The organism is Streptomyces sp. NPDC007025, from assembly GCF_042869455.1.
In the GTDB taxonomy this organism is placed as follows: domain Bacteria; phylum Actinomycetota; class Actinomycetes; order Streptomycetales; family Streptomycetaceae; genus Streptomyces.
The window spans coordinates 167,588-186,296 of record NZ_JBIAFT010000007.1; the positions used below are offsets into that span (position 1 = coordinate 167,588).

Annotated in this window: 17 protein-coding genes; 10 read left to right on the forward strand and 7 right to left on the reverse strand. The window is 69.2% G+C overall.

The window, feature by feature from the left end; translation table 11 throughout:
• Positions 1-224 precede the first annotated feature (224 nt).
• Positions 225-698 carry a hypothetical protein gene (locus ACFYMO_RS15735; protein WP_366773083.1) on the reverse strand — a complete coding sequence of 158 codons (474 nt, stop codon included), beginning with the start codon at positions 696-698 and terminating at the stop codon, positions 225-227.
• A 925-nt stretch (positions 699-1,623) separates the two neighbouring features.
• On the opposite strand from ACFYMO_RS15735, the gene ACFYMO_RS15740 reads away from it, so the two are divergent.
• From ACFYMO_RS15740 to ACFYMO_RS15750, 3 genes are all read left to right on the forward strand, one after another.
• Positions 1,624-2,199, forward strand: a complete 576-nt coding sequence (locus tag ACFYMO_RS15740) for a hypothetical protein (RefSeq protein WP_388546793.1) — start codon at positions 1,624-1,626, stop codon at positions 2,197-2,199.
• A gap of 1,428 nt (positions 2,200-3,627) precedes the next feature.
• A complete protein-coding gene (locus tag ACFYMO_RS15745) occupies positions 3,628-3,825 on the forward strand; it encodes a hypothetical protein (protein WP_366773081.1) in 198 nt (65 codons plus the stop codon).
• On the forward strand, positions 3,822-4,301 hold the full coding sequence (locus ACFYMO_RS15750) for an SUKH-3 domain-containing protein (RefSeq protein WP_366773080.1): 480 nt from the start codon (positions 3,822-3,824) through the stop codon (positions 4,299-4,301). The genes ACFYMO_RS15745 and ACFYMO_RS15750 overlap by 4 nt, the downstream gene beginning before the upstream one ends.
• A 688-nt stretch (positions 4,302-4,989) precedes the next feature.
• On the opposite strand, the gene ACFYMO_RS15755 is transcribed toward ACFYMO_RS15750, so the two are convergent.
• From ACFYMO_RS15755 to ACFYMO_RS15775, 5 genes are all read right to left on the reverse strand, one after another.
• Positions 4,990-5,244: a hypothetical protein gene (locus ACFYMO_RS15755; RefSeq protein ID WP_366773079.1), complete on the reverse strand. Its 255-nt coding sequence runs from the start codon at positions 5,242-5,244 to the stop codon at positions 4,990-4,992.
• A gap of 79 nt (positions 5,245-5,323) precedes the next feature.
• A complete protein-coding gene (locus ACFYMO_RS15760) occupies positions 5,324-6,112 on the reverse strand; it encodes an ABC transporter permease (protein ID WP_388546797.1) in 789 nt (262 codons plus the stop codon).
• Positions 6,109-7,044, reverse strand: a complete 936-nt coding sequence (locus ACFYMO_RS15765) for an ABC transporter ATP-binding protein (RefSeq protein WP_388546799.1) — start codon at positions 7,042-7,044, stop codon at positions 6,109-6,111. The genes ACFYMO_RS15760 and ACFYMO_RS15765 overlap by 4 nt, the downstream gene beginning before the upstream one ends.
• 347 nt (positions 7,045-7,391) lie before the next feature.
• Entirely contained in the window at positions 7,392-7,712 is a 321-nt protein-coding gene (locus ACFYMO_RS15770) for a transcriptional regulator (protein ID WP_026004872.1), read from the reverse strand.
• Complete coding sequence (locus ACFYMO_RS15775; protein WP_019357923.1) at positions 7,709-8,173, reverse strand: hypothetical protein; 465 nt, start codon at positions 8,171-8,173, stop codon at positions 7,709-7,711. Before ACFYMO_RS15775 ends, ACFYMO_RS15770 begins: the two co-directional genes overlap by 4 nt.
• Before the next feature lie 227 nt (positions 8,174-8,400).
• On the opposite strand from ACFYMO_RS15775, the gene ACFYMO_RS15780 reads away from it, so the two are divergent.
• The 3 genes from ACFYMO_RS15780 to ACFYMO_RS15790 are packed head-to-tail and all read left to right on the forward strand — an operon-like array spanning position 8,401 to position 10,657.
• Complete coding sequence (locus ACFYMO_RS15780) at positions 8,401-8,994, forward strand: TetR/AcrR family transcriptional regulator (protein ID WP_388546803.1); 594 nt, start codon at positions 8,401-8,403, stop codon at positions 8,992-8,994.
• Positions 8,991-10,163 carry an FAD-dependent monooxygenase gene (locus ACFYMO_RS15785; protein WP_388546806.1) on the forward strand — a complete coding sequence of 391 codons (1,173 nt, stop codon included), beginning with the start codon at positions 8,991-8,993 and terminating at the stop codon, positions 10,161-10,163. Before ACFYMO_RS15780 ends, ACFYMO_RS15785 begins: the two co-directional genes overlap by 4 nt.
• Before the next feature lie 11 nt (positions 10,164-10,174).
• The gene (locus ACFYMO_RS15790; RefSeq protein WP_366773072.1) at positions 10,175-10,657 is read left to right on the forward strand and encodes a nitroreductase family deazaflavin-dependent oxidoreductase; all 483 of its coding nucleotides are present in this window, start codon (positions 10,175-10,177) and stop codon (positions 10,655-10,657) included.
• Positions 10,658-10,739: 82 nt separating this feature from the next.
• Here the strand turns inward: ACFYMO_RS15790 and ACFYMO_RS15795 are convergent, their stop codons facing one another.
• Complete coding sequence (locus ACFYMO_RS15795; RefSeq protein WP_366773071.1) at positions 10,740-10,895, reverse strand: hypothetical protein; 156 nt, start codon at positions 10,893-10,895, stop codon at positions 10,740-10,742.
• 354 nt (positions 10,896-11,249) lie between these two features.
• On the opposite strand from ACFYMO_RS15795, the gene ACFYMO_RS15800 reads away from it, so the two are divergent.
• From ACFYMO_RS15800 to ACFYMO_RS15815, 4 genes are all read left to right on the forward strand, one after another.
• Complete coding sequence (locus ACFYMO_RS15800) at positions 11,250-13,313, forward strand: ABC transporter ATP-binding protein (protein WP_388546810.1); 2,064 nt, start codon at positions 11,250-11,252, stop codon at positions 13,311-13,313.
• Positions 13,314-13,634: 321 nt separating this feature from the next.
• On the forward strand, positions 13,635-13,787 hold the full coding sequence (locus ACFYMO_RS15805; RefSeq protein ID WP_019357929.1) for a hypothetical protein: 153 nt from the start codon (positions 13,635-13,637) through the stop codon (positions 13,785-13,787).
• Positions 13,788-13,950: 163 nt separating this feature from the next.
• Positions 13,951-15,372, forward strand: coding sequence for a lanthionine synthetase C family protein (locus ACFYMO_RS15810; protein WP_388546813.1), 1,422 nt, complete (start codon positions 13,951-13,953; stop codon positions 15,370-15,372).
• Positions 15,369-18,707, forward strand: coding sequence for a lantibiotic dehydratase (locus ACFYMO_RS15815; RefSeq protein ID WP_388546816.1), 3,339 nt, complete (start codon positions 15,369-15,371; stop codon positions 18,705-18,707). The genes ACFYMO_RS15810 and ACFYMO_RS15815 overlap by 4 nt, the downstream gene beginning before the upstream one ends.
• Positions 18,708-18,709 lie beyond the last annotated feature (2 nt).

Here is an 18,709-nt window from a genome sequence, read left to right on the forward strand (position 1 = left end):
TTCATCGGCGGAGTAGTATTTCTGTGTTTCACAGTCAGAGCCGCAATTGCTCTTACGGTTGACGCGATTCTTGTCCGGAATCTTATCGGCTGGCGGCGCATCCCGCTGGAACGCGTCACTTCGGTGCGTCCTGGTTACTATGGGACCATGATATTCTACTCACCCGGTAGAACCTGGATCGCGTTGGCTTCGCAGAAATCTAATATCTCAAGCTGGTTGGGTCGTCAAACGCGAGCAGATGAAATCGCCGACGTTTTGAGGTCAGCCTGCCTGGGAGTTGCGGAAGGGGACAGGAGATGAAGCGCCACCTCCGGCACCTCGGCCACCTCGGAAGATGAGGCCGTGTCGCCGGTGAAAACGAATACTAAAAGTTGCCATCGGCGCAGCCCGAACAGCCTCAGGCGCTTGTCTGACCGCACGCATTGTGGAGATAACTTCTCTCGTTTAATCGTGGCCGAGTGTTCCAGCGCAAGATGCGCCGGTACGGCGGGTTCGATTTGATGAGCACTGTTGTAAGCCCGACCGCCGGGACCGGCGGCCTCGTCCGGGCCTTCTTTGTGTTTTTTGATTTTCAAAGCGTGATGCCGCCATGATGTGATCCGCCGTATCGAATGCCGGGCAGGGTGATCCGAGGCCGCGATCGAGGGAATCGGCTGTCCGGAGAGTTTCGATCCGAAGGCCGAGCTTTGGGTCGGCACTCAACTCCGTGAGGGAACGGCTCGACGGTTGCTTGCCCCATTTGCGCCGATCCGTTGTCGTCGAATGGTCAGATGGCTCCGAGTGCAGTGCTGGGTGGACCGTGGGGATGCGGGAACAACCGTCGACGGTTGCTGGTTGTGCGCTGGTCGCTGTCCCGTAGCGACGCGTTTCCGCAGGTGACCGCGATGTCGTCGACGTTCCGCTTCAACGTGTGCGTCTTTCGAGCGGACCCCTCTCACTTGCGTTGATGCAGGTCAGGGGCTTCTCGCGGGTGGATGTGGTGGAGTTCTGCCGGAACGTCAAGCGGGGATGGTCAGGGTTGCGAGACTTGTGTTTGTGCAGGTCAACGCCATGCGTCGGGGTAGTTGAAGCTGGTCGGGGTTTCCGGTTGCTGGATTTGCGCTGACTCGACCTGACGTCCAGTCAGGGGATGTGGTGGTACTCGGCCACCAGGGAGCCGGCTCCGGTGCCTGCTGCACAAGCCGAGATCTTCGTCCGGCCCGCCGTGCAGGCCCTCAGTTCGAGGTTCAAATGCGTGTTGACCGTCGACGGTTGCTGGATTGGACTGACTCGACCTGACGGGCCATCAGAGATTCGAGGCGGTACACATCCGCCAGGAGAGTGACCCCGGTGTCTGCTGCACCGTCGAGAATTTCGCCCGCTCCACCGCGCAGCCCCTCAGCTCGAGCCACGCCCTTGCACGCCGTCGACAGCGTGTCAGCGCCGGCTCGGTCTCCCCGAGCGTGACGGCGGAAGACGGGGTGTTTACAGCCCTCGATTTCCTCGTGGTCACGGATATCCTTGTGTTCACAGGCTCAGGTCGCACTATTTCAGTTTTGCGTTCCTCTCATAGGTCTTTTCCCATAGTGGCCTGTATGATCGATAGGCGTGGACAAGCTTTGCGAGAGAAGCGAATGAGGTTTGGTGAGTGACGAAGACGGTGAGCAAGTGGCAGCGGAACTAGTCGTGCTGAGGCGAACCTCTTGGCCGGTGCTTTTCGGAGCCGTTCTTCTAGGCTCCGGAATCAGCGTAGTTGTGGTGGTGTGCAAGCTTGCTTCGACGGATGGCTTCAGAACGATTTGGCAGGCTATACCAATCTATCTATTCTTTGCCGGAGTAATCGGAAGAATCGCTAACTGCAAAATAGTACTGCGTGGTGACGCTCTTCTTGTGATCAACCCGCTAAGAACGCACATATTGCCGAAGCGTGCGATTCACGGCGTCTCGACCGCCGACGACGGTACGCTGATGGTGCATCTTGGAGAGGGCCGCAATTTTTCGGCTTATGCCTTCGGTGGATCCCTCATAGACCACTTTAGAAGGACAAGCAGTAAGGCGGAGCGGAAGATTAGTGAATGGCTGCGTTCAAGTCCTGCGGTAAGTGTCGACAAGGCTACCCAACGGGTCTGCTGGACGCGATGCGCGCTTGCGGACTTGTCGTTTGCCCTCTGCACTGTGACGTCAGGTGTCAGTGCGATCTGGATGGCGCTCAGCGAGTAGGGATGGAGAAGAGTATGCGAATTTCATTCCTTCTGGACTGGATCGTTCGCACTCGAGTTACCGTCGTTATGTAGGTGCTGTCCCGTAGCTGACGCCATCTGCGTCACCGGGCAGGGAATCCACCACCTGTTCGCCGACCAGCAGGGCACCTGCTTGATTGCGGTTGGTTTCGACCCCAATCAGGATTTTACCTGCCGCACCAGGTCCCCTTCGATAACCCCCGCAACGGAGTCGCATCCGGCGGCACCGCCCGGCCGGGCACTCGCGGCTTCGTCGATTGCGCAAAGGGCCCAGAGGCACCAATAACCTCCGTGACCGTGCTGTCCGTTGCCCCTTTCTTGGCCGCCGACGATCACCGTGACAACCCTGACCAGTACGGGGGCAATAGCCCGTCCATCTTCTCCGACCTGTCCGGTGGTTTACACCGAAGTGGGGTAAATGCAATCATCCGACTCGCTTTGCATGTTTGGGTTCCCGTTCTTTCTGGCGGTAGCCGGATTTTTAGTTGCCTTCTGTATTCGCGGGATCACGGATTCGCTGTACATTCGTTCCGAGGAGCTGCTGAGTAGGATGTTTGGCGGCACAGGGCCGCGCGGTATGCGCTTTGCGGGAGGTGTGGTTTTCGTTTAGGGAAACCTGAAAACCAATGCGGGTCTATTGAATGTATTCGAGCAGGTTCCAGAAATTCAGGAAGTGAAGTAGGGGTGTATTGAAGAACTCGTAGGTCATCTTGGATGCGCGCGTGCGGAGAGATTGTCAATGGAGACCGGGAGTTGGCTACGTTGAAGGTTGTTGTATTGAGGCGTAATTCTTGGCTCGTGCTCAGCTGGATGGCCACCCTGGGTATCGGTATCGGAATGATTGCGGCGGTGTGCAGAGTCACATCGGTAAACGGGTTCCAGGTCGGCTGGCAGGGAATACCGGTGTACCTCGCATTTGTGGGGGTTTGGGGGAGGATCGCACATTGTAAAATTATTCTGCGTGAGCATACACTCGTGGTAATCAACCCTCTGCGTGCCTACGTTGTTCCGAGGTCGGCCGTCAACACCGTATCGGTTGGCGAGGATGGGTCGCTAGAAGTGGGAATGCACTCAGGCGACATCATTTCTGTTTTTGCATTCGGGGGCTCCCTCGTAGATCATTTTGTAGGGTCAAGTCGTGAGGCTGGGCGAAGAGTCAACCATTGGCTTCGATCAGGCGTCACCGTATCGGATGATAAAGAGTCATCGCAGGTCTATTGGGCGAAGTGTAAGGTTGCTGATGTCTCCCTTGCGCTCTGCATTGTGACGTCGGGTGTAGGTGTGACATGGATGGTACTCAGCGGATAGAAAGGGAAAGCCGCAGGGAAGAGTGCGGCTCCTCTTCCGTGGCATGTTGCCGTTTGCTTGCGGGGCGGCAGAGTCCGGTGTGCGACTAGACCTGGCCTAAATGAATACTCGTTTGATTACGGGTGGCAAAACCTCACTGGTCTCCCGCTTCTCCGTGCAGATTCCGGTGGGCTCCGCTACGCTCTCGCACCGCGCACGACCGCTGTCCCTGGGCCCCCGGCTCGCCCGGCTGGACCTCATCTCCCTGGCCCGGATGCCTGCGGGCGAGGCGTATGTGCAGGAGGTGCTCGGAAGGTGACCCAACTCCCTCAGCCGGTGCGTGAGGAACTCATCCGCTCCGGCTGGCACCCCGGCCGAAGGGTTCCCCTTGCCGACATCCGCCGGGAGCTGAAGCTGGAAGGACATACCCTCACGCCAGCAGCAGAAGACTTTCTCGCGCAGTACGCAGGCCTGCGAATGAGGACCAGAGCCCTCGTGTCCGGCGCCATCGTCGGCTCCTTCGATTTCGACGCCATCGGCGCTTCCTCTCTGCCGGCGCACAACATCCAGCGGTACGAAGCAGCAATCAGGGGGCGCCTCACCCCTATTGGTTTCGCATTCGGCGAAACGATGACTCTCATGATCTCCGCAACAGGAGCCGTATACGCTGCTTTCGACGCAACACTCCTGCACGTAGGAAAGGGCACGGTCGAGGCGATCAGCGCCCTCTGCGAGAATTATGATATGCCGGAGATCGATGGAGTGGATTGGGACTCACCAGCTCGTGCACAGTAGGCAGAGAGGCTGCGAGTTCTCAGATCGTCGATCCTGACCGTGTGGTGGGGACGTGTCCCGTGCGGCGAGCGCCAAGGGCCGGAGGATCAGGAGCCTGTCGGCTGACGTGGTTGCTGAACTGATCGCTGAGGTAGTCCTCGGTGACGGCGCCGGGAGCGCGCGATGGGGACTGACCTTGTTCGTGGTAGGTGCCACGTCCGGTGGGCATGGTTGCTGCCCACCCCGGCGCCGCGTGCGGCGGTGATGGCGGGGTGGGCTTCTTGGGGCCGTCTGTCACGACCGAATCTCAGCCGCTGCGTGGTGCGGTGATTGGAGCCCTTCTTCGCCTCCACCGCCATGGCCGTCGGCATCCCCAACCACGAGGTCTCACGGTGGCTCGGCCACAGATCCGTCAAAACCACCGTCGACGTCTACGGTCACCTCATCCCCGGCTCCTGGGACCGCTGCCGAACCGTCATGCACAGCGCCCTACGACCGAAGACGCCCACGCCGTTATACGTCACTCCGATCGGCCCCGTCATGCTCACGTTTGGATTGCGCCGCACCGCCACCCGCTACCGGAAAGCGCACTGCGCAGGAAGGTGGAGGTGAGTGACCAAGAGCGCGGGCTCCACCCACAACCTGCCTGCTCCAAAGCTGAATCATCAGACCCTCTGACGGTATGCGTCCGCAGGTCCGGCAGGGATGCTCAGGGCTGTTCCTCCGGGGCGCTGAGCCGGACCTGGTTGCTGTCGGCGAACAGTTCCAGACGTGAGCAGTCGGCGCACTGGAGGCCCAGGGCCGAGGCGTTGGCCCAGTCCAGGTTCAGCAGGCTCATGCCGGCGGTGTTGAGCTGAACCTCCCGGTTCCAGAACAGTGTGCCCCGGCACAGTGCGCAGGACAGGTCGTGCGGTCCGACCTGCGCCAGCCACGGCCCCTTGTAGCGGCGTCCTCGGCCTGCCATGTCGATCACCTCGTTTCTCTTCCAGGTCGCTGCGGTTTCGCTGTTGCGTCTTCGGCGGGCGAACGGGCCGTTCGCCCGGTCATTCGGGCCGCGGGTCCCAGCGGAAGCGGCGGACGGCCACGACCGCTCCTGCAGCACCCCAGATCAGCAGGGTGAGGAGGTGCTGCCAAGCGAAGCCGCCGTCCTGCACCGCGCGGAGCAGGGCCTGGTTGAACGGCCGGACCGGCAGCAGCGCGGTGACGTTCTCCACGATCTCGTTGTGGATGGGCATGTAGGTGCCGGACAGGAACACGAGCGGGAAGAGGATGAACTGCACGACAGCGGGAGCGGCCTCCGCGTTCCTGACCAGTGAGGCGACCGCGACGCCCAGCGCGCAGAAGCTCGCGGCGCCGAGCACGAGAGCGATGACGAGGGGCAGCCAGGCTGTGGCGTCCGGTATCGGCACGCTGTAGAGGCGGCCGACGCCGACGATGAGCAGGACATCGACGATGCTCACCATCACGCAGTGGGCCAGCAGGCCGACGAAGTACATCCACGGGGGCAGCGGGGTGGCCCGGACTCTTTTGAGTACCCCGTTCTGGCGCCGCGTCGACAGGACGATGGCCAACTGGCTGTAGCAGGAGCCCAGCACGGACATGGCGGCGAGGGTCGTCACGTAGTACTGGAGGGCCGAGAGGCCGCCGAAGTACGGGCTGGCGGCGACATCGTCGAACATCATGCCGAAGACCGCGATGACCACCACCGGCAGGACGAAGGTGAAGAACGCGCTCTGCGGGTTGCGCCAGAAGGACAGTTGCTCGTAGCGGATCTGGTGCAGGACCACTGTGAGGTCGCGGCGGGGTCCGTGCTGGACGGCGAGAGTGCTCACGGTGAAGGTCTCCTCATCGCGGGTTGCGGGGTGCCGCGGTCGGTCAGGCCGAGGTAGATGTCCTCCAGGCTCGGCCGGTCGATCGAGAGCTGCTCCAGGACCGTGCGCCGGCGCAGCGCCCAGTCGGTGAGCTGGTGCAGGGTCGCGGTCGGTTCGTCGGTCTCGGCGGTGACCCGTCCCGCGCCGTCCGGCACCGTGCGCACCGGAAGGTCGGCCGCGGTGCATCCGGCGGGCAGGGCGAAGCCGATGCGCACCCGTGCCGTGTCGCGTCCGCCGAGGCTTTCCGGCGTTCCCTCGCACACGATCCGGCCGGCGGAGAGGATCGCCACGCGGTCGGCCAACTCCTGCGCCTCCTCCATGTGGTGCGTGGTGAGCAGGACGGTGGTGCCGGCCTCGCGGAGGTTGCGGACGACCTGCCACGCGCTGCGGCGTGCGCTCGGGTCGAATCCGGTGGTCGGCTCGTCGAGAAAGAGCAGGCCGGGGTTGCCGATCATGCCGAGGGCCAGGTCCAGCCGGCGTTTCTGGCCGCCGGAGAGTGAGCGCACTTTGCGCCGCTCCAGCCCGGAGAGGTCGACGAGTGCGATCAGTTCGCCGATGTCGCGCGGGTTCCGGTAGTAGCCGGCGCTGCGGGCGAGCGTCTCGCGGACCGTCAGATACGGCTCGACCGCGATGTCCTGCAGCACCAGGCCGATCCATTCGCGCAGTTCCCTGGCGCGGGACCGGTCACCGGGGTCGATGCCGAGCACTTCCGCGTGCCCGTCGTCCCGGGTGCGGAACCCCTCCAGGATTTCCAGGGTGGTGGACTTGCCGGCGCCGTTCGGCCCGAGCAGCGCGAAGATCTGCCCGCGCCCGACGGTGAAGCTCAGCCCCGCCACGGCCTCCACAGCGCTGTAGCTCTTGCGCAGTCCTTCCACGACGACCGCGTCGGACATGAACACCTCTCTCCGTTCGGGTATCAGGGGTCGGCCGCCTCCGGATCTTCCGGGTGGGCCGCCGCGGGCCCCGGCTCGCACCCCGGCTCCGTGCTCGGGTAGGGCCCGCGCCCGGGTGTGGGCCGGAGCCCGGGTGTGGGCCCGCCCCCGTGGCGCCGCGGCGCCGGAGGCCGGCGGTCCGGCCGTGCCGGGACTCCCGGGCCCGCGCTCCCGGTCGGCTACGCCTCCGTGGGAGGCTCCGGAACCCGGTTCCGAGGTGCCCTTGGCCGCTGCTGCCGCCTGGAGCGGTTCCGCCGCGGCGACGGAATCCGGTCAGGCTGCCGGCCGACGGGTCCGGTGCGGCCGCGTCATGGCTTCGCCGGGCTGTCGGCCGGCTCGGCGGCCCCCGCGACGATCGTTCTCAGCGCCGCGACGTGGCCGTTGAAGGCGTCCCGGCCCGTGGATGTCAGCCGCGCGTACACCCTGCGCCGTCTGCCCTCGAGGCGGCGTTCGGTGACGATGTACCCGGCTTCTTCGAGTGTGGCGAGCTGTTTCGAGAGGGCCGAGTCGGACAGTCCGAGCCGTTCCTTGAGGAAGGCGAACTCTGCCCAGTCGGCAGCGGCCAGTGTCGCGACCAGCGACAGCCGGGTGCTGGGGTGGATCAGTTCGTCGAAGTGCGCTTCTGTCATGCGCGCGACCATCGGAGCAGTGCCCGCAGGATCTCGGGGCCGCCGAACCCGGTGACGGCAGCTGTCAGCGCCGCCGCCCAGAGGGTCGGATGGCCGGCGCCGTCCGCCTTGAGCGTCATCGCCGCGAGGATCGTGACCCCGACGAGCCCGAGGAGCATGCCGACGACGACGAACGGGACCCGGCGGCCGGCGACCGCCGCGCTGACCTGCAGCCGGTCCGTGCGTCGGCGTCCGCCGAGCAGGCGTGCGGCGAACGCGGAGTGCCCCATGCCGAAGCCCAGGGTCCCCACCACGGTCAGCCAGGCGGGTCCGAACTGGTCGATCAGCCCCAGGGCGAGCCAGCCGGCCGCCATGCCCCACCAGTAGATCCGGGGCAGGCCGACTTCGGCGGCCACCTGGCGCTGCGCTCTGTCCACGGCGGCGATCGCCTCGCCGGCCTGCTCTGCGGTGGTGTTCTCCATGGTGTGCTCACTTTCCTGGCGGGAAAGTGAGCACACCACTTTCCCAGTAGGAAAGTCAAGAGCCGGGGGAGGTGTGCGTGCGGCGGACCCGGTGCGCCGGTCCACGGGTGCGGTGCTGTCGAGGGCGGGCGCGGGTCCGCCGGGCTCGGGGTGCCTCCCGGTGCGACGCCGTGCCGGTGCTGGAGGTGCGCCTTGCGGGCGTCGCGCCGCGGCGTTAAGTTGCACATATGACTAACTTGGTCGGTCGACCAAATTCCCCTCGTGGGCGCCGCCGCCGCGAAGAGCTCGTCGAGGCAGGGCTCGCGCTGCTCGTCGAGGGCGGCTGGCCCGCCGTCACCACCCGCGCCGTGGCCGCGCGGGGTGACGCCAATGTGGGGCTGATCCATTACCACTTCGGCGGCCTGCCCGCCCTGCACCTGGCGATCGCCCGACAGGCGGGCGACGACGTGATGATGCCCCTGGTCGGGGAACTGCTCTCCTCGCCCGACGCCCACTCCGCCCTCGACGTCCTGCGCGATGCCGTCCCCCGCATCACAGCGGACGAGCGGACCCTCCGGCTGGCCGTGGAACTGACCGCCGGGGCGCTGCGCAACCCGGAGATCGGTGCGGCCCTGCGACAGGGGCTGCGCGAGGCGCGGGTCCGGATCGCCGACTGGCTCGCCACCCTCGACCCGCGGCTGTCGGCCGAGCAGAGGCTGGGGGCGGCCGCACTCGTCACGGCGTTGATCGACGGGATGATGCTGCACCGGCTGCTGGACGAGGACGTGCCCGTGGAAGCCGCGCTCACCGCGCTCGGCGAGCTGATCGGGGCCTCGTCATGAGGATCCTGATATCCGGCGGCGGGATCGCGGGTCTGACACTCGCCTACTGGCTGCACCGCTACGGGCACACTCCCGTCGTGGTCGAGCGCGCACCACACGGCCGACTCGGCGGCTACGGCATCGATTTCTTCGGTACCGGATACGACGTCGCCGCCCGCATGGGCATCACCGACCGGCTGGCGGCCCAGCAACTCCCCACCGAAAGCATCTGCTACGTCGACGGGGCGGGAAGTGTCAGGGCGCGCCTGGAGCGACGACTGCTGGAGCAGGTGATCCGCGGGCCGTATCTCGCCCTGATGCACACCACCCTCGAAGAGGCGCTGGGCGATGCCGTGCGCGGCAAGGCCGACATTCGGTACGGCCGCAGCATCGCAGCCATCGAGCAGTCACCCGGCGGCGTCGGCGTCACCTTCGCCGACGGTGAGTGCGAGGACTTCGACCTGGTCCTGGGCGCGGACGGCGTGCACTCCCAGACCCGAGAGCTCGTCTTCGGGCCCGAAGCCGACTTCGCCCACCACCTCGGCTACACCATGGCCTGCTACCCGGTACCCGACACCCACGGGCTCGGACCGCATCGCATCCACTACAGCGAGCCCGGCAGACAGACCATCCTTTACCCCAGTGACGTGCCGGGGCAGTCGATCGCGCTCTTCCTCTGTCGCACGCAGGAGCGCCGGTCCCCGCCGCGCGCACAACGGCGAACGGCGCTGCGCAGCGCCTTCGCCGACGCGGGCCCGCTCACCGCACGACTGCTCGACGCGGCACCCGAAGAGGGCCTGTTCATGGACACGCTCACGCAGATCACCATGCCGTCCTGGCACACCGGCCGCGTCGCACTGACCGGCGACGCCTGCTCGGCCATGACCTTGACCTCCGCGCAGGGGGCTTCCATGGCGATGGCCGGCGGCTACCTGCTGGCCCGGGCCCTGCACCGGCACGACGATCACCGAGCCGCCTTCCTCGCCTACCAGAACCGGCTGCGCCCCGCCGTCCAGCAGCGTCAGCAGCGCGCCCGGGCCCTCGCCCGTTCTCTCGTGCCCGCGACCCGCACAGGCATCGCCGCCCAGCACCTCATCAGCCGGCTCGTCCTGCGCGACCTGTTCACCGGGCTGCTGCGCCGCGGCTACGGCGACACCACCAGCATTCTCGACCGCACACACCGCATCTGAAGGACACCGTCATGGAGATCGTCAAGCGTCCGGCCCCGCCCACCGGCATCCGCCGGCTGCTCTTCCGCGCACCCATCCACTTCTACCGGCTGCGCCTGGGCTGGGTCTTCGGCGGCCGGTTGCTGCTGCTGAACCACACGGGACGTGTCTCGGGCAAACCCCGCCAAGTCGTCATCGAGGTCGTCGAACACGACCGGGCGGACGGCAGTTACGTGGTCTGTTCCGGGTTCGGGCCCGAGGCCGCCTGGTACCGGAACCTCCTCGCCACACCCGCGGCGAGCATCCAGGTGGGGGTGCGGACCCGCCCCGTCACCGCGCACCCGCTCGACACCGAGGAAGGCGGCGAGTTCATGGCGCGCTACGCACCCCGCCACCCGCGGACCGCCCGCAAGCTCGTGCGCTTCATGGGCTTCTCCGTCGACGGCACCCAGGAGGACTACCGGGCCGTCGGGCGGAAACTGCCCTTCGTACGCCTCAGCCCGCGCAGCTCGTAGCGCAGCAGTGCAGTGCCCGAGCCGCAGCGTTCCCAGCCCTCTTCCGGCCTTCCCGGAGGCCGCGGCCGGTCCGCACGCGGTGTCAGGGCCGGCTGTCGGTGCGGCTCTGCGAGGCGGCGGACGGTTCGAGCAGCGGCTCGAAAGCGGACTCGCGGGCCGGTGCGGCGCGGGAGCCGGCACCGGGGTTGAATTCCGGAGCCGCACCGCGAGTCACCGGCCGCGGCAACAGGTCGTCCACAGGCGTCTCCGGACGGGTTGTGCGGTCGAACTGCGCGCCTCTCTCTCGGATTTGCGCCTGTGCGACAGTACGGTGATCCCCTGCGGTCCACCGGCCGGAAGGTCCCCGCTGGCGGCAGTCACCTGCCTGAGCCCCGGGTTGCTGAGAGCGGCCGGAGCGCGGGCTCGGGGGCCGGCACTGCTTCACGTGTCCGCCGGGCCCGCTTCACGCGGGGAATGCCGCCCTCGTCCCCCGACGCGCCCGAACTGGAGGCCACGTGACCCCGAGCCGCACCCCCGAGAACGGCCTGGCCGTACGCCGACGACTCCGGGCGGACAGCTCCGCACGCCGCGCGCCGGAGCCCGGGAGGGCGAAGTGAGCGGGACGGCCGGCGGGGGCGGCCCCGAGCCCTCGGGAGCCGCGGCCGAGAACGGCGTCTCGGCGGCGGAGCGCGAGCTGTTCGGAGGGCGGCTGCGCTGGGACGACGCGTTCGTCGAGCACGAGGGCTCGGTGTCACGGCTGCGCTTCGGGCAGATGGCGGCCGCGCTGCCGCGCATGATGGGTGTGGTCCTGCGGGCCGGCTGGGAGACCGACCCGCGCGCGCTGGCCGGGGTGGTGGTGGCGCAGGCCGGCCAGGGCCTGACCACCGCGTTCGGGCTGGTGGCGATCAACGGCGTGCTCGGCAGTCTGTTCGCGAACGGGCCGACGGACGACAAGCTGCGGGAGTCGGTTCCGGCGCTGGTGCTGCTGGCCCTCGTCTCCGTGGGCATGGCACTGATGGCGGCCTGGTCGACGGCGCTGTCCGGCCGGCTGGAGCCGCAGGTCGAGCGGGCCGTCTCACTCCGCTACTACCGGGCGGTCACCCGGGTGGAGGTCGCGGCGACGGAGCAGCCCGAGGTCCAACGTCACCTGGAGGCGGGCAAGTTCGGCACGGAGTCGGCCCGGCGCATGCTCAGCCTGTCCGTGGGGGCCTCCAACGTCGTGATCGGCATGGTGGCCGCCGCCGTCGTGCTGGCCTCGCTGCACTGGGCGCTGCTGCCGATGCTGCTGGCCATCGCGCTGCCCAAGGCCTGGGGGGCGGTGCGCTCGGCACGCCGGGAGTACACCTCGCGGCGGCACTGGGTGGACCACCGCCGGGCGGTCGCCACCCTGCTCCAGTACCTGACGATGCCGCACGCCGCCGGGGAGATCCGGGCACACGCGGCGGGCTCGCTGCTGCTGCGCGGGTACGAGGAGATGTCCGGGCTGATGGAGACCGAGCAGCGGCGCCTGGCCCGCGCCCAGGCCCGGACCGACCTGGTCGCCGCGGCGTTCTCCGGACTGGCGTCCCTGGGCTGCTACGGCGTGCTGTGGTGGCTGCTGACCAGCGGCGGTCTCCCGATCGCGGTGGGCGGTACCGCGGTGGTCGCCATCCGCACCTCCACCGCGCGGCTCACGTCGCTGGTGCAGCAGGTGAACCGCATGTACGAGGAGATGCTCCGGCTCGGCGACACCGAGGAGGCCATCCGGCTGGCTGCCGGACACGCCATCCCCGCCACCGGGAGGCCGCTGCCCTCGCCGGTGCGGGAGATCCGGGTGCGGGACGTCTCCTTCACCTATCCCGGGGCCACGGTTTCCGCGCTGCACCGGGTGGACGTGTCCGTGCGGCGGGGTGCGGTGACCGCGCTGGTGGGCGCGAACGGTTCCGGCAAGTCCACGCTGGCCAAGATCCTCGGCGGACTGCTGCTGCCGGACAGCGGTGACGTGTGGTGGGTGGGCCCGGAGGGGGAGCGGGTGGAGGTGCGCGAGGCGGCCCGCGCCGACGTCTTCCGGTCGGTGGGGATGCTGACCCAGGACTTCCCCAACTGGCAGATGACGGCCGCAGCGAACATCGCCGTCGGAGCCGGGGACCGTCCGCGCGACATGGCCCGGGTCCGGGAGGCGGCGCGCGGCGCCGATGTGGCCGGCCTTATCGAGGGGCTGCCGTACGGCTGGGACTCCATCGTCCTCAAGGGGTACGAACGCGGCGTGCAGCTCTCGGGCGGCCAGTGGCAGAAGCTGGGTACGGCCCGCAGCCTCTACCGGGACGCGCCTTTCCTGCTGGTCGACGAGCCGACCTCGGCGCTCGATCCGCATGCCGAGATCGAGGCGTTCGACCGGCTGCGGACCCTGGCCGACAGCGGTGTCGCGGTCGTACTGGTCACCCACCGGCTCGCCGCGACCTCCTCCGCGGACCACATCTATGTCCTGGACCGCGGGCACGTCGCCGAACACGGCACCCACGAGGGGCTGATGGGCCGGGAGGACGGGCTGTACCGGGGCATGTTCGAAGCGCAGGCCGCGCAATACGGGCTCACCTCGCTCCCGGAGGCGACCGTCCCCGCGCCCCGCAGCGGCACGGCTGCTCCCTCCGGCGGTACGACTGCCCGGCCGCAACAGGGCGCGGGGGCAGCCGACTGAAGGTGGCCCGGCCGGAATTCCGCGCACTTCACATGGGGATTCACACAACGCCGACAAGCGGAATCGTGGATTTCCGTTGCCGGTGCTGTCGCCAGTCGCCAGAGGTCGCCGAACTGGCGGTTGCGCCGGTCTGATGTCTCCCGACCGAACGCCACCGGAGCCCGCAGCCGCACCGTGGAATTCTCAAGTGGCGGATGTGGCTGGTGTGTTGACGCTGCTGATGTTGCTCCATTACGTTCCACGAGGCTCCGGGAGGCCCGGCGTGTACGAGCGTCGATCTCGCGGAGAAATCATTGCCGACCTCTGTCCGGAGGGAACGAAATGAACGAAGAACTGCTCGACGACGAGTTCGCCCTCGACCTGCGTGTGGGGCACACCGCGGTCTCCACCAGCTCCGCCGCCGCGACGAACAACGGCGGTTGCGAGACCTCGCGCACCTCGCTCTGCACCGACACGCTCAGCACCTGCTGCTGAGCCGCCACATCCGATGTGCTGACCCGCCGCAACCGGGGTGACGCACATCCACGGTGAGCCACGCGGAGGGCCCCGCGGTCCGTGCACAGGGGGTCTCAGAGCCCTCCGTCTGGTTGTTCGCCACGAAGGCCGAGATGCACCGAAGAGGCTGAGGGAGGGCGCCATGGAGTCCGGGCCGGCGGGGAGAGCGACCGACGACGAGGCCCTGCGGCTGGCCCGCGAGGTGGCCGACCGGCTCATGGAATCGGCCGGCGGCGCCGCGGAGAAGGCGGACCTCGCCGACGGCGCCCCCGGCATCGCGCTCGCACTCCGGTACGCGGCCGAAGTCTTCGACGAGGACCGCTACTTCAAAGCCGGACAGCTCCATCTACGGCACACAGCCGAGGTGAGTGCCGCCACACCCTTGCAGGCGCCCGGTCTGTACCTCGGCACCGCGGGTGTCGTCTGGGCGGTGACCGAGTACGCGCGGCTGGAGCCGCGCTACCTCCCCACGCTGGCCACGATGACAGACCAACTCGCCCGGCAGACCCAGGCGATCACGCTGAACCCCGCCGCGGGAAGCGTCGCCTCGCACGACTACGACGTCATCGGCGGCGCGGCCGGCTGGCTCGCCGCGCTGCTCAAGGCCGCGGACGTGCTCGGCGGGCGGGCGACGGACGCCACCCGGCAGGCCGCGGACCGCCTCGTCGACTATCTGGTGGAGCTGACCCGGGACGACGGCGGCCCGCTCAGATGGTTCTGCGCGCCCTCGCACTTCCCCACCATCCTGGGCCCCGACGGAGAGCCGACGCCCCTGCCGGGATATGTGAAGCAGTTTCCCGACGGCGTGTACAACCTGGGATTCGCCCACGGGCCGCCCGGCATCCTCGCGGCCCTCTGCCGCCCCGACGCCGCCCACGCGACCGGCACCGCGGACCAGGAGGCCCGCTCGCACCGGGTGCGCCAGGGCGTCCGCGAGCTCGCCCGGACACTCGAAGCGCTGCGCATCGACGGTCTCGACCATCCGGCCTGGGCCAACCTCCTGCTGCCCCACCCGGACTCCGGACGACCCGACACCGGCGCCGAGCAGATACCGGCCAGGAGCGCCTGGTGCTACGGGCCGCCCGGGGTCGCCGCGTCCCTGCTGCCGGCCTCGGCGGCCTGCGGCGAGCCGGAGCCCACCGACCTCGCGGTGGCCACGCTCCTCGGCGTCGAACGCACCCCGGCCGAGCAGCAGCGCATCAACTCGCCCACGCTCTGCCACGGGCTGGCGGGGCTGGTGACCGTCTACGGCCGGGCCGCCGCCCAGACCGGCCTGCCGGACCTGCGGCGCATGCACGATGCGTTCCTGTCCCGGATGTGCTCGTACGCGGACCCGGACCACCCCTACCTCTTCCCCGACTACGACCCGTGGGGCGGGCACGAACACAACCCCGGCCTGCTCACCGGTGCGGCCGGCGTCATGCTCGCCCTCCTCGGTGCCGTCTCCGACACGGCGGCCCAGTGGGACGAGCTGCTGTTCCTGACCCCGGGACCCGGCCCCGCGCGCCGGCCGGGCGGGAGCGGGGACGAGCAAGGACCGGACCGAGGCATGGGGGAGACGTGACCGAAGAGCGTGCCGACACCTACCGGGCCTGCGGGTTCTTCATGCTCAGGGCGCCGGCTCTGCCCGCACGCCCGATGCTCGAACTGCTCGGGTCGCTGCCCGCCGCGGCCGGCGAGGCCGCGCGCTCCGACGCCGGACGGGACGACCCCGACAGCCACGACGCCTACGCGAACCAGCTCCGCAAGCTGTGGTCCACCCCGGGTGTACCGGAGGCCGTGCGGGCCGCCTCGCCCCATCTGGCCGACGCCGTCGAGCGGTTGGACAGCCTCGGCGGAAAGGACCGGCGCAAGGCCGTCCGCGGCCTGGGCCGCTATCTGAACCGGATGAGCTTCCGCGCGACGCCGTTCGGCCTCTTCGCGGGCGTCACCACCGGCGTGTTCGGCGAGGAGCAGCGCACCCGGCTCGGCGACACCGCCATCGGAGCGGCCCGCGCACGCGCGGACTCCGGATGGGTCATGCACCTGGTCAAGCGGCTCGCCTTCGGTGCGCAGCCGCCCGGCGAACTGCGGGTGCGGCGCAACGACCTGGTCCACGTGTCCCGCGGCCGGGTGTGGCTGTCCACCGCCGAGGGCTATGGGCTCGACGCCGGAGCCGAGCCCGCCCGCACCGGCGCACCCGGCGACGGAGGCCGGAGCGCGCCCAGGGGCCGACGCTCCGTCAGCGTACGACTCACCGCGCCGATCCGGTCCGTGCTCGACCACACCCGCACGCCCATGACACTCGGCGACCTCACCGCCCGGCTCGCCGAGGACTTCCCGACGGCGGGCGCCGAGCGGATCGCGACCCTGCTGGACGGTCTCCTCGACAGCGACATCCTCATCACCGCCGAGCGCCCCCGGCTGCTGGTCCCCCCGACCGGCCGCACGGGCCGCGACGCCTCGCTGCTGCGCTCGATGCTGCCCCCCGTCACCGACCCGGCCGTCGCCGGGGCGATCGACGGGGTGGAGGCCGCGATCGGCGCGTTCAACCAGGGTGAGATCCCGGTGTCCGAACTGCTGGAGGCGGCGAGCGCGCCGCTGCCCGAGGCCGTCGGGGGCCACTCGGGCCCGACGCTCCAGATCGACTCGACGCTGAACCTCGACGGGCCTCTCGTCCTCCCCCGGGCCGTCGCCGGCCTGGCGGAAGAGGCCGCCCACGTCTTCCGGCGCGTCGGCGCCGAGGACCGCTACCCGCCGCACCTCTCGGAGTACGCCGACGCGTTCTCCGAACGCTACGGCCACCGCTCCGAGATCCCCCTGCTGGAGGCGCTGACCCCGGAGACCGGCCTCGGCCCGCCGCGCCGCTACCGCTCCCCGGGACAGGCGTACCCGCTGCCGGGCGTCGTCCAGCGGGCCGTCGACGGAGCGGACCGGCCGGACGAGCGGCCCCGGGAGGCCGTGCTGAACCGGATGGTCACCGGGGCCCTGGCCCGCCGGGAGCTGAGCGTCCAGCTCGACGACCGGCTGCTCGACGAACTCACCGAGGTCTCGGCAGCCGAGGACGAGCACCGGCCGCCGATGCCGGTCCTCGACATGTACCTCGGCCTGCTGCCCCCGGGGCCGGACCGTGAACGCTGGCGCGCCGTCTGCGGCACGGCCGGAGTGGTGATGGGCGGGAGGACGTTCTCCCGCTTCCACGACCTCTTCGACGAGGAGACCCGGGAGTCGCTGCGGGAGCTGGCCGCCGCCGAGGAACAGCGCCAGGGCGACGCCGTCTGCGCCGAACTGTCATCGCTGCCCCAGCACGCCCGTTCCGTCAACGTCACGATCCGGCCCACCGTCCACACCTGGGAGCTGCCGGTCAACGTCACACCCGGCCGGGACGAGGACCGGGTGATCCGGCTGGACGACGTCCTGGTCGGGGTGGCCGACGGGAAGCTCTATCTGCGCAGCCGCTCGCTGGGCCGCCGACTGCACGTCACCGACCGCGCGATGCTCAACTGGGCGGGCGCGCCCGACCCCTGCCGGTTCATGCTGGAGGTCTCCCAGGGCCTCTCCGGCACGGTCTCGTGGTTCAGCTGGGAGAGCCTGACCTGGACCATGCCGTTCCTGCCCCGCGTCGAACGGGGCGACCTGGTGCTGCGCCGGGCACGGTGGCGGCTGCGCCCCGGCGACCTCGCACCGGCCTCCGCCGGCGGTCGCGACGGCGGGGAGGGGGCCGCGCCGGCCGCGTTCGCCGAAGCCGTCCGAGCCTGGGCGGAGACGTGGATGGTGCCCCGCCTGGTCAACCTCACCGACAACGACAACGCCCTGCTGCTCGACCTCACCAGCGTCGCCTCGCTGCGCGAGTTGCGCGACAGCCTGGACCGGGCCACCGAGGACGGAATCACCCTGGAGGAGGTCCTGCCCGCTCCGGATGAGGGCTTCCTGCGGGACACCGCCGGCGAACCGTACGCCTCCGAGATCGTCGTGCCCCTCGTCCGGGCCGGCAAGGACCCGGGCCCCGTGGCCCGGCACATCCGGCCCCGGACCGTCCCCGAGGCCGCCGAGGACCCCGGGGCACGCAGCAAGCGGATCGGCAGCGACTGGCTGGCCGTGAAGCTCTACGCCGAACCGGACGCGCACGACACCCTGCTGGGCGTGGGCCTGGCCGGCCTCACCGCGAGGCTGGCCGAACAGTACGGCGTGCCCTCCCCGTTCTTCCTGCGCTACGGCGACCCGGCGCCCCACCTGCGGGTGCGATTCCACGTACCCGACGAATCCGCGCGCGCGGACGTGCTGCGCGAGGTGACCGCCTGGGCCTACGAACTCGCCCGGGGCGGACACCTCGCCGACCACACGTTCGTCAGCTACCGGCGGGAGGTCGAGCGCTACGGCGGCCCCGAACTGATCGCCGACGCCGAGGAATGGTTCCGGCAGGACAGCGCGGCCGTCGTCCAGCTCCTCCGAAAGCTGCGCGCCGCCGGAACCGGTCTGCCGGGGCTGCCGCCCCGGGGCCTGGAAACGTCCCAGGAACGCGCCGCGCTGGCCGCCCTCACCCTCGACCGGCTGTGCGGCTCCCTCGTCCCCGACCCCGAGGAGCGGCACGCCCTCGCCCGCCTCGCGGCGCGGCGCAACGCCGGCGGCGACCTCTACCGCACGGCCGGCCGCGGCCTGTGGAACGCCCGCGCGGGCGAGGGCCCGACCCGCGAACTGCTCGACGCGGCCGACACCGTGTGGCGCCCGGCCGCGGAGCGGTTCACCCGGCGGATGACCGAGCTGGAGCGCGCCGGCGGACTCCAGGCGGACCGCGGCGACATCGTGCTGTCCCTGCTGCACATGCACTGCAACCGGATGGGCCTGCGTCCCTCCGACGAGGCCCTCTCCTACGGCGTCTGGCGCCGCCTCCTCGACCGCGCGGCCCACACCGCGGGGTGAGC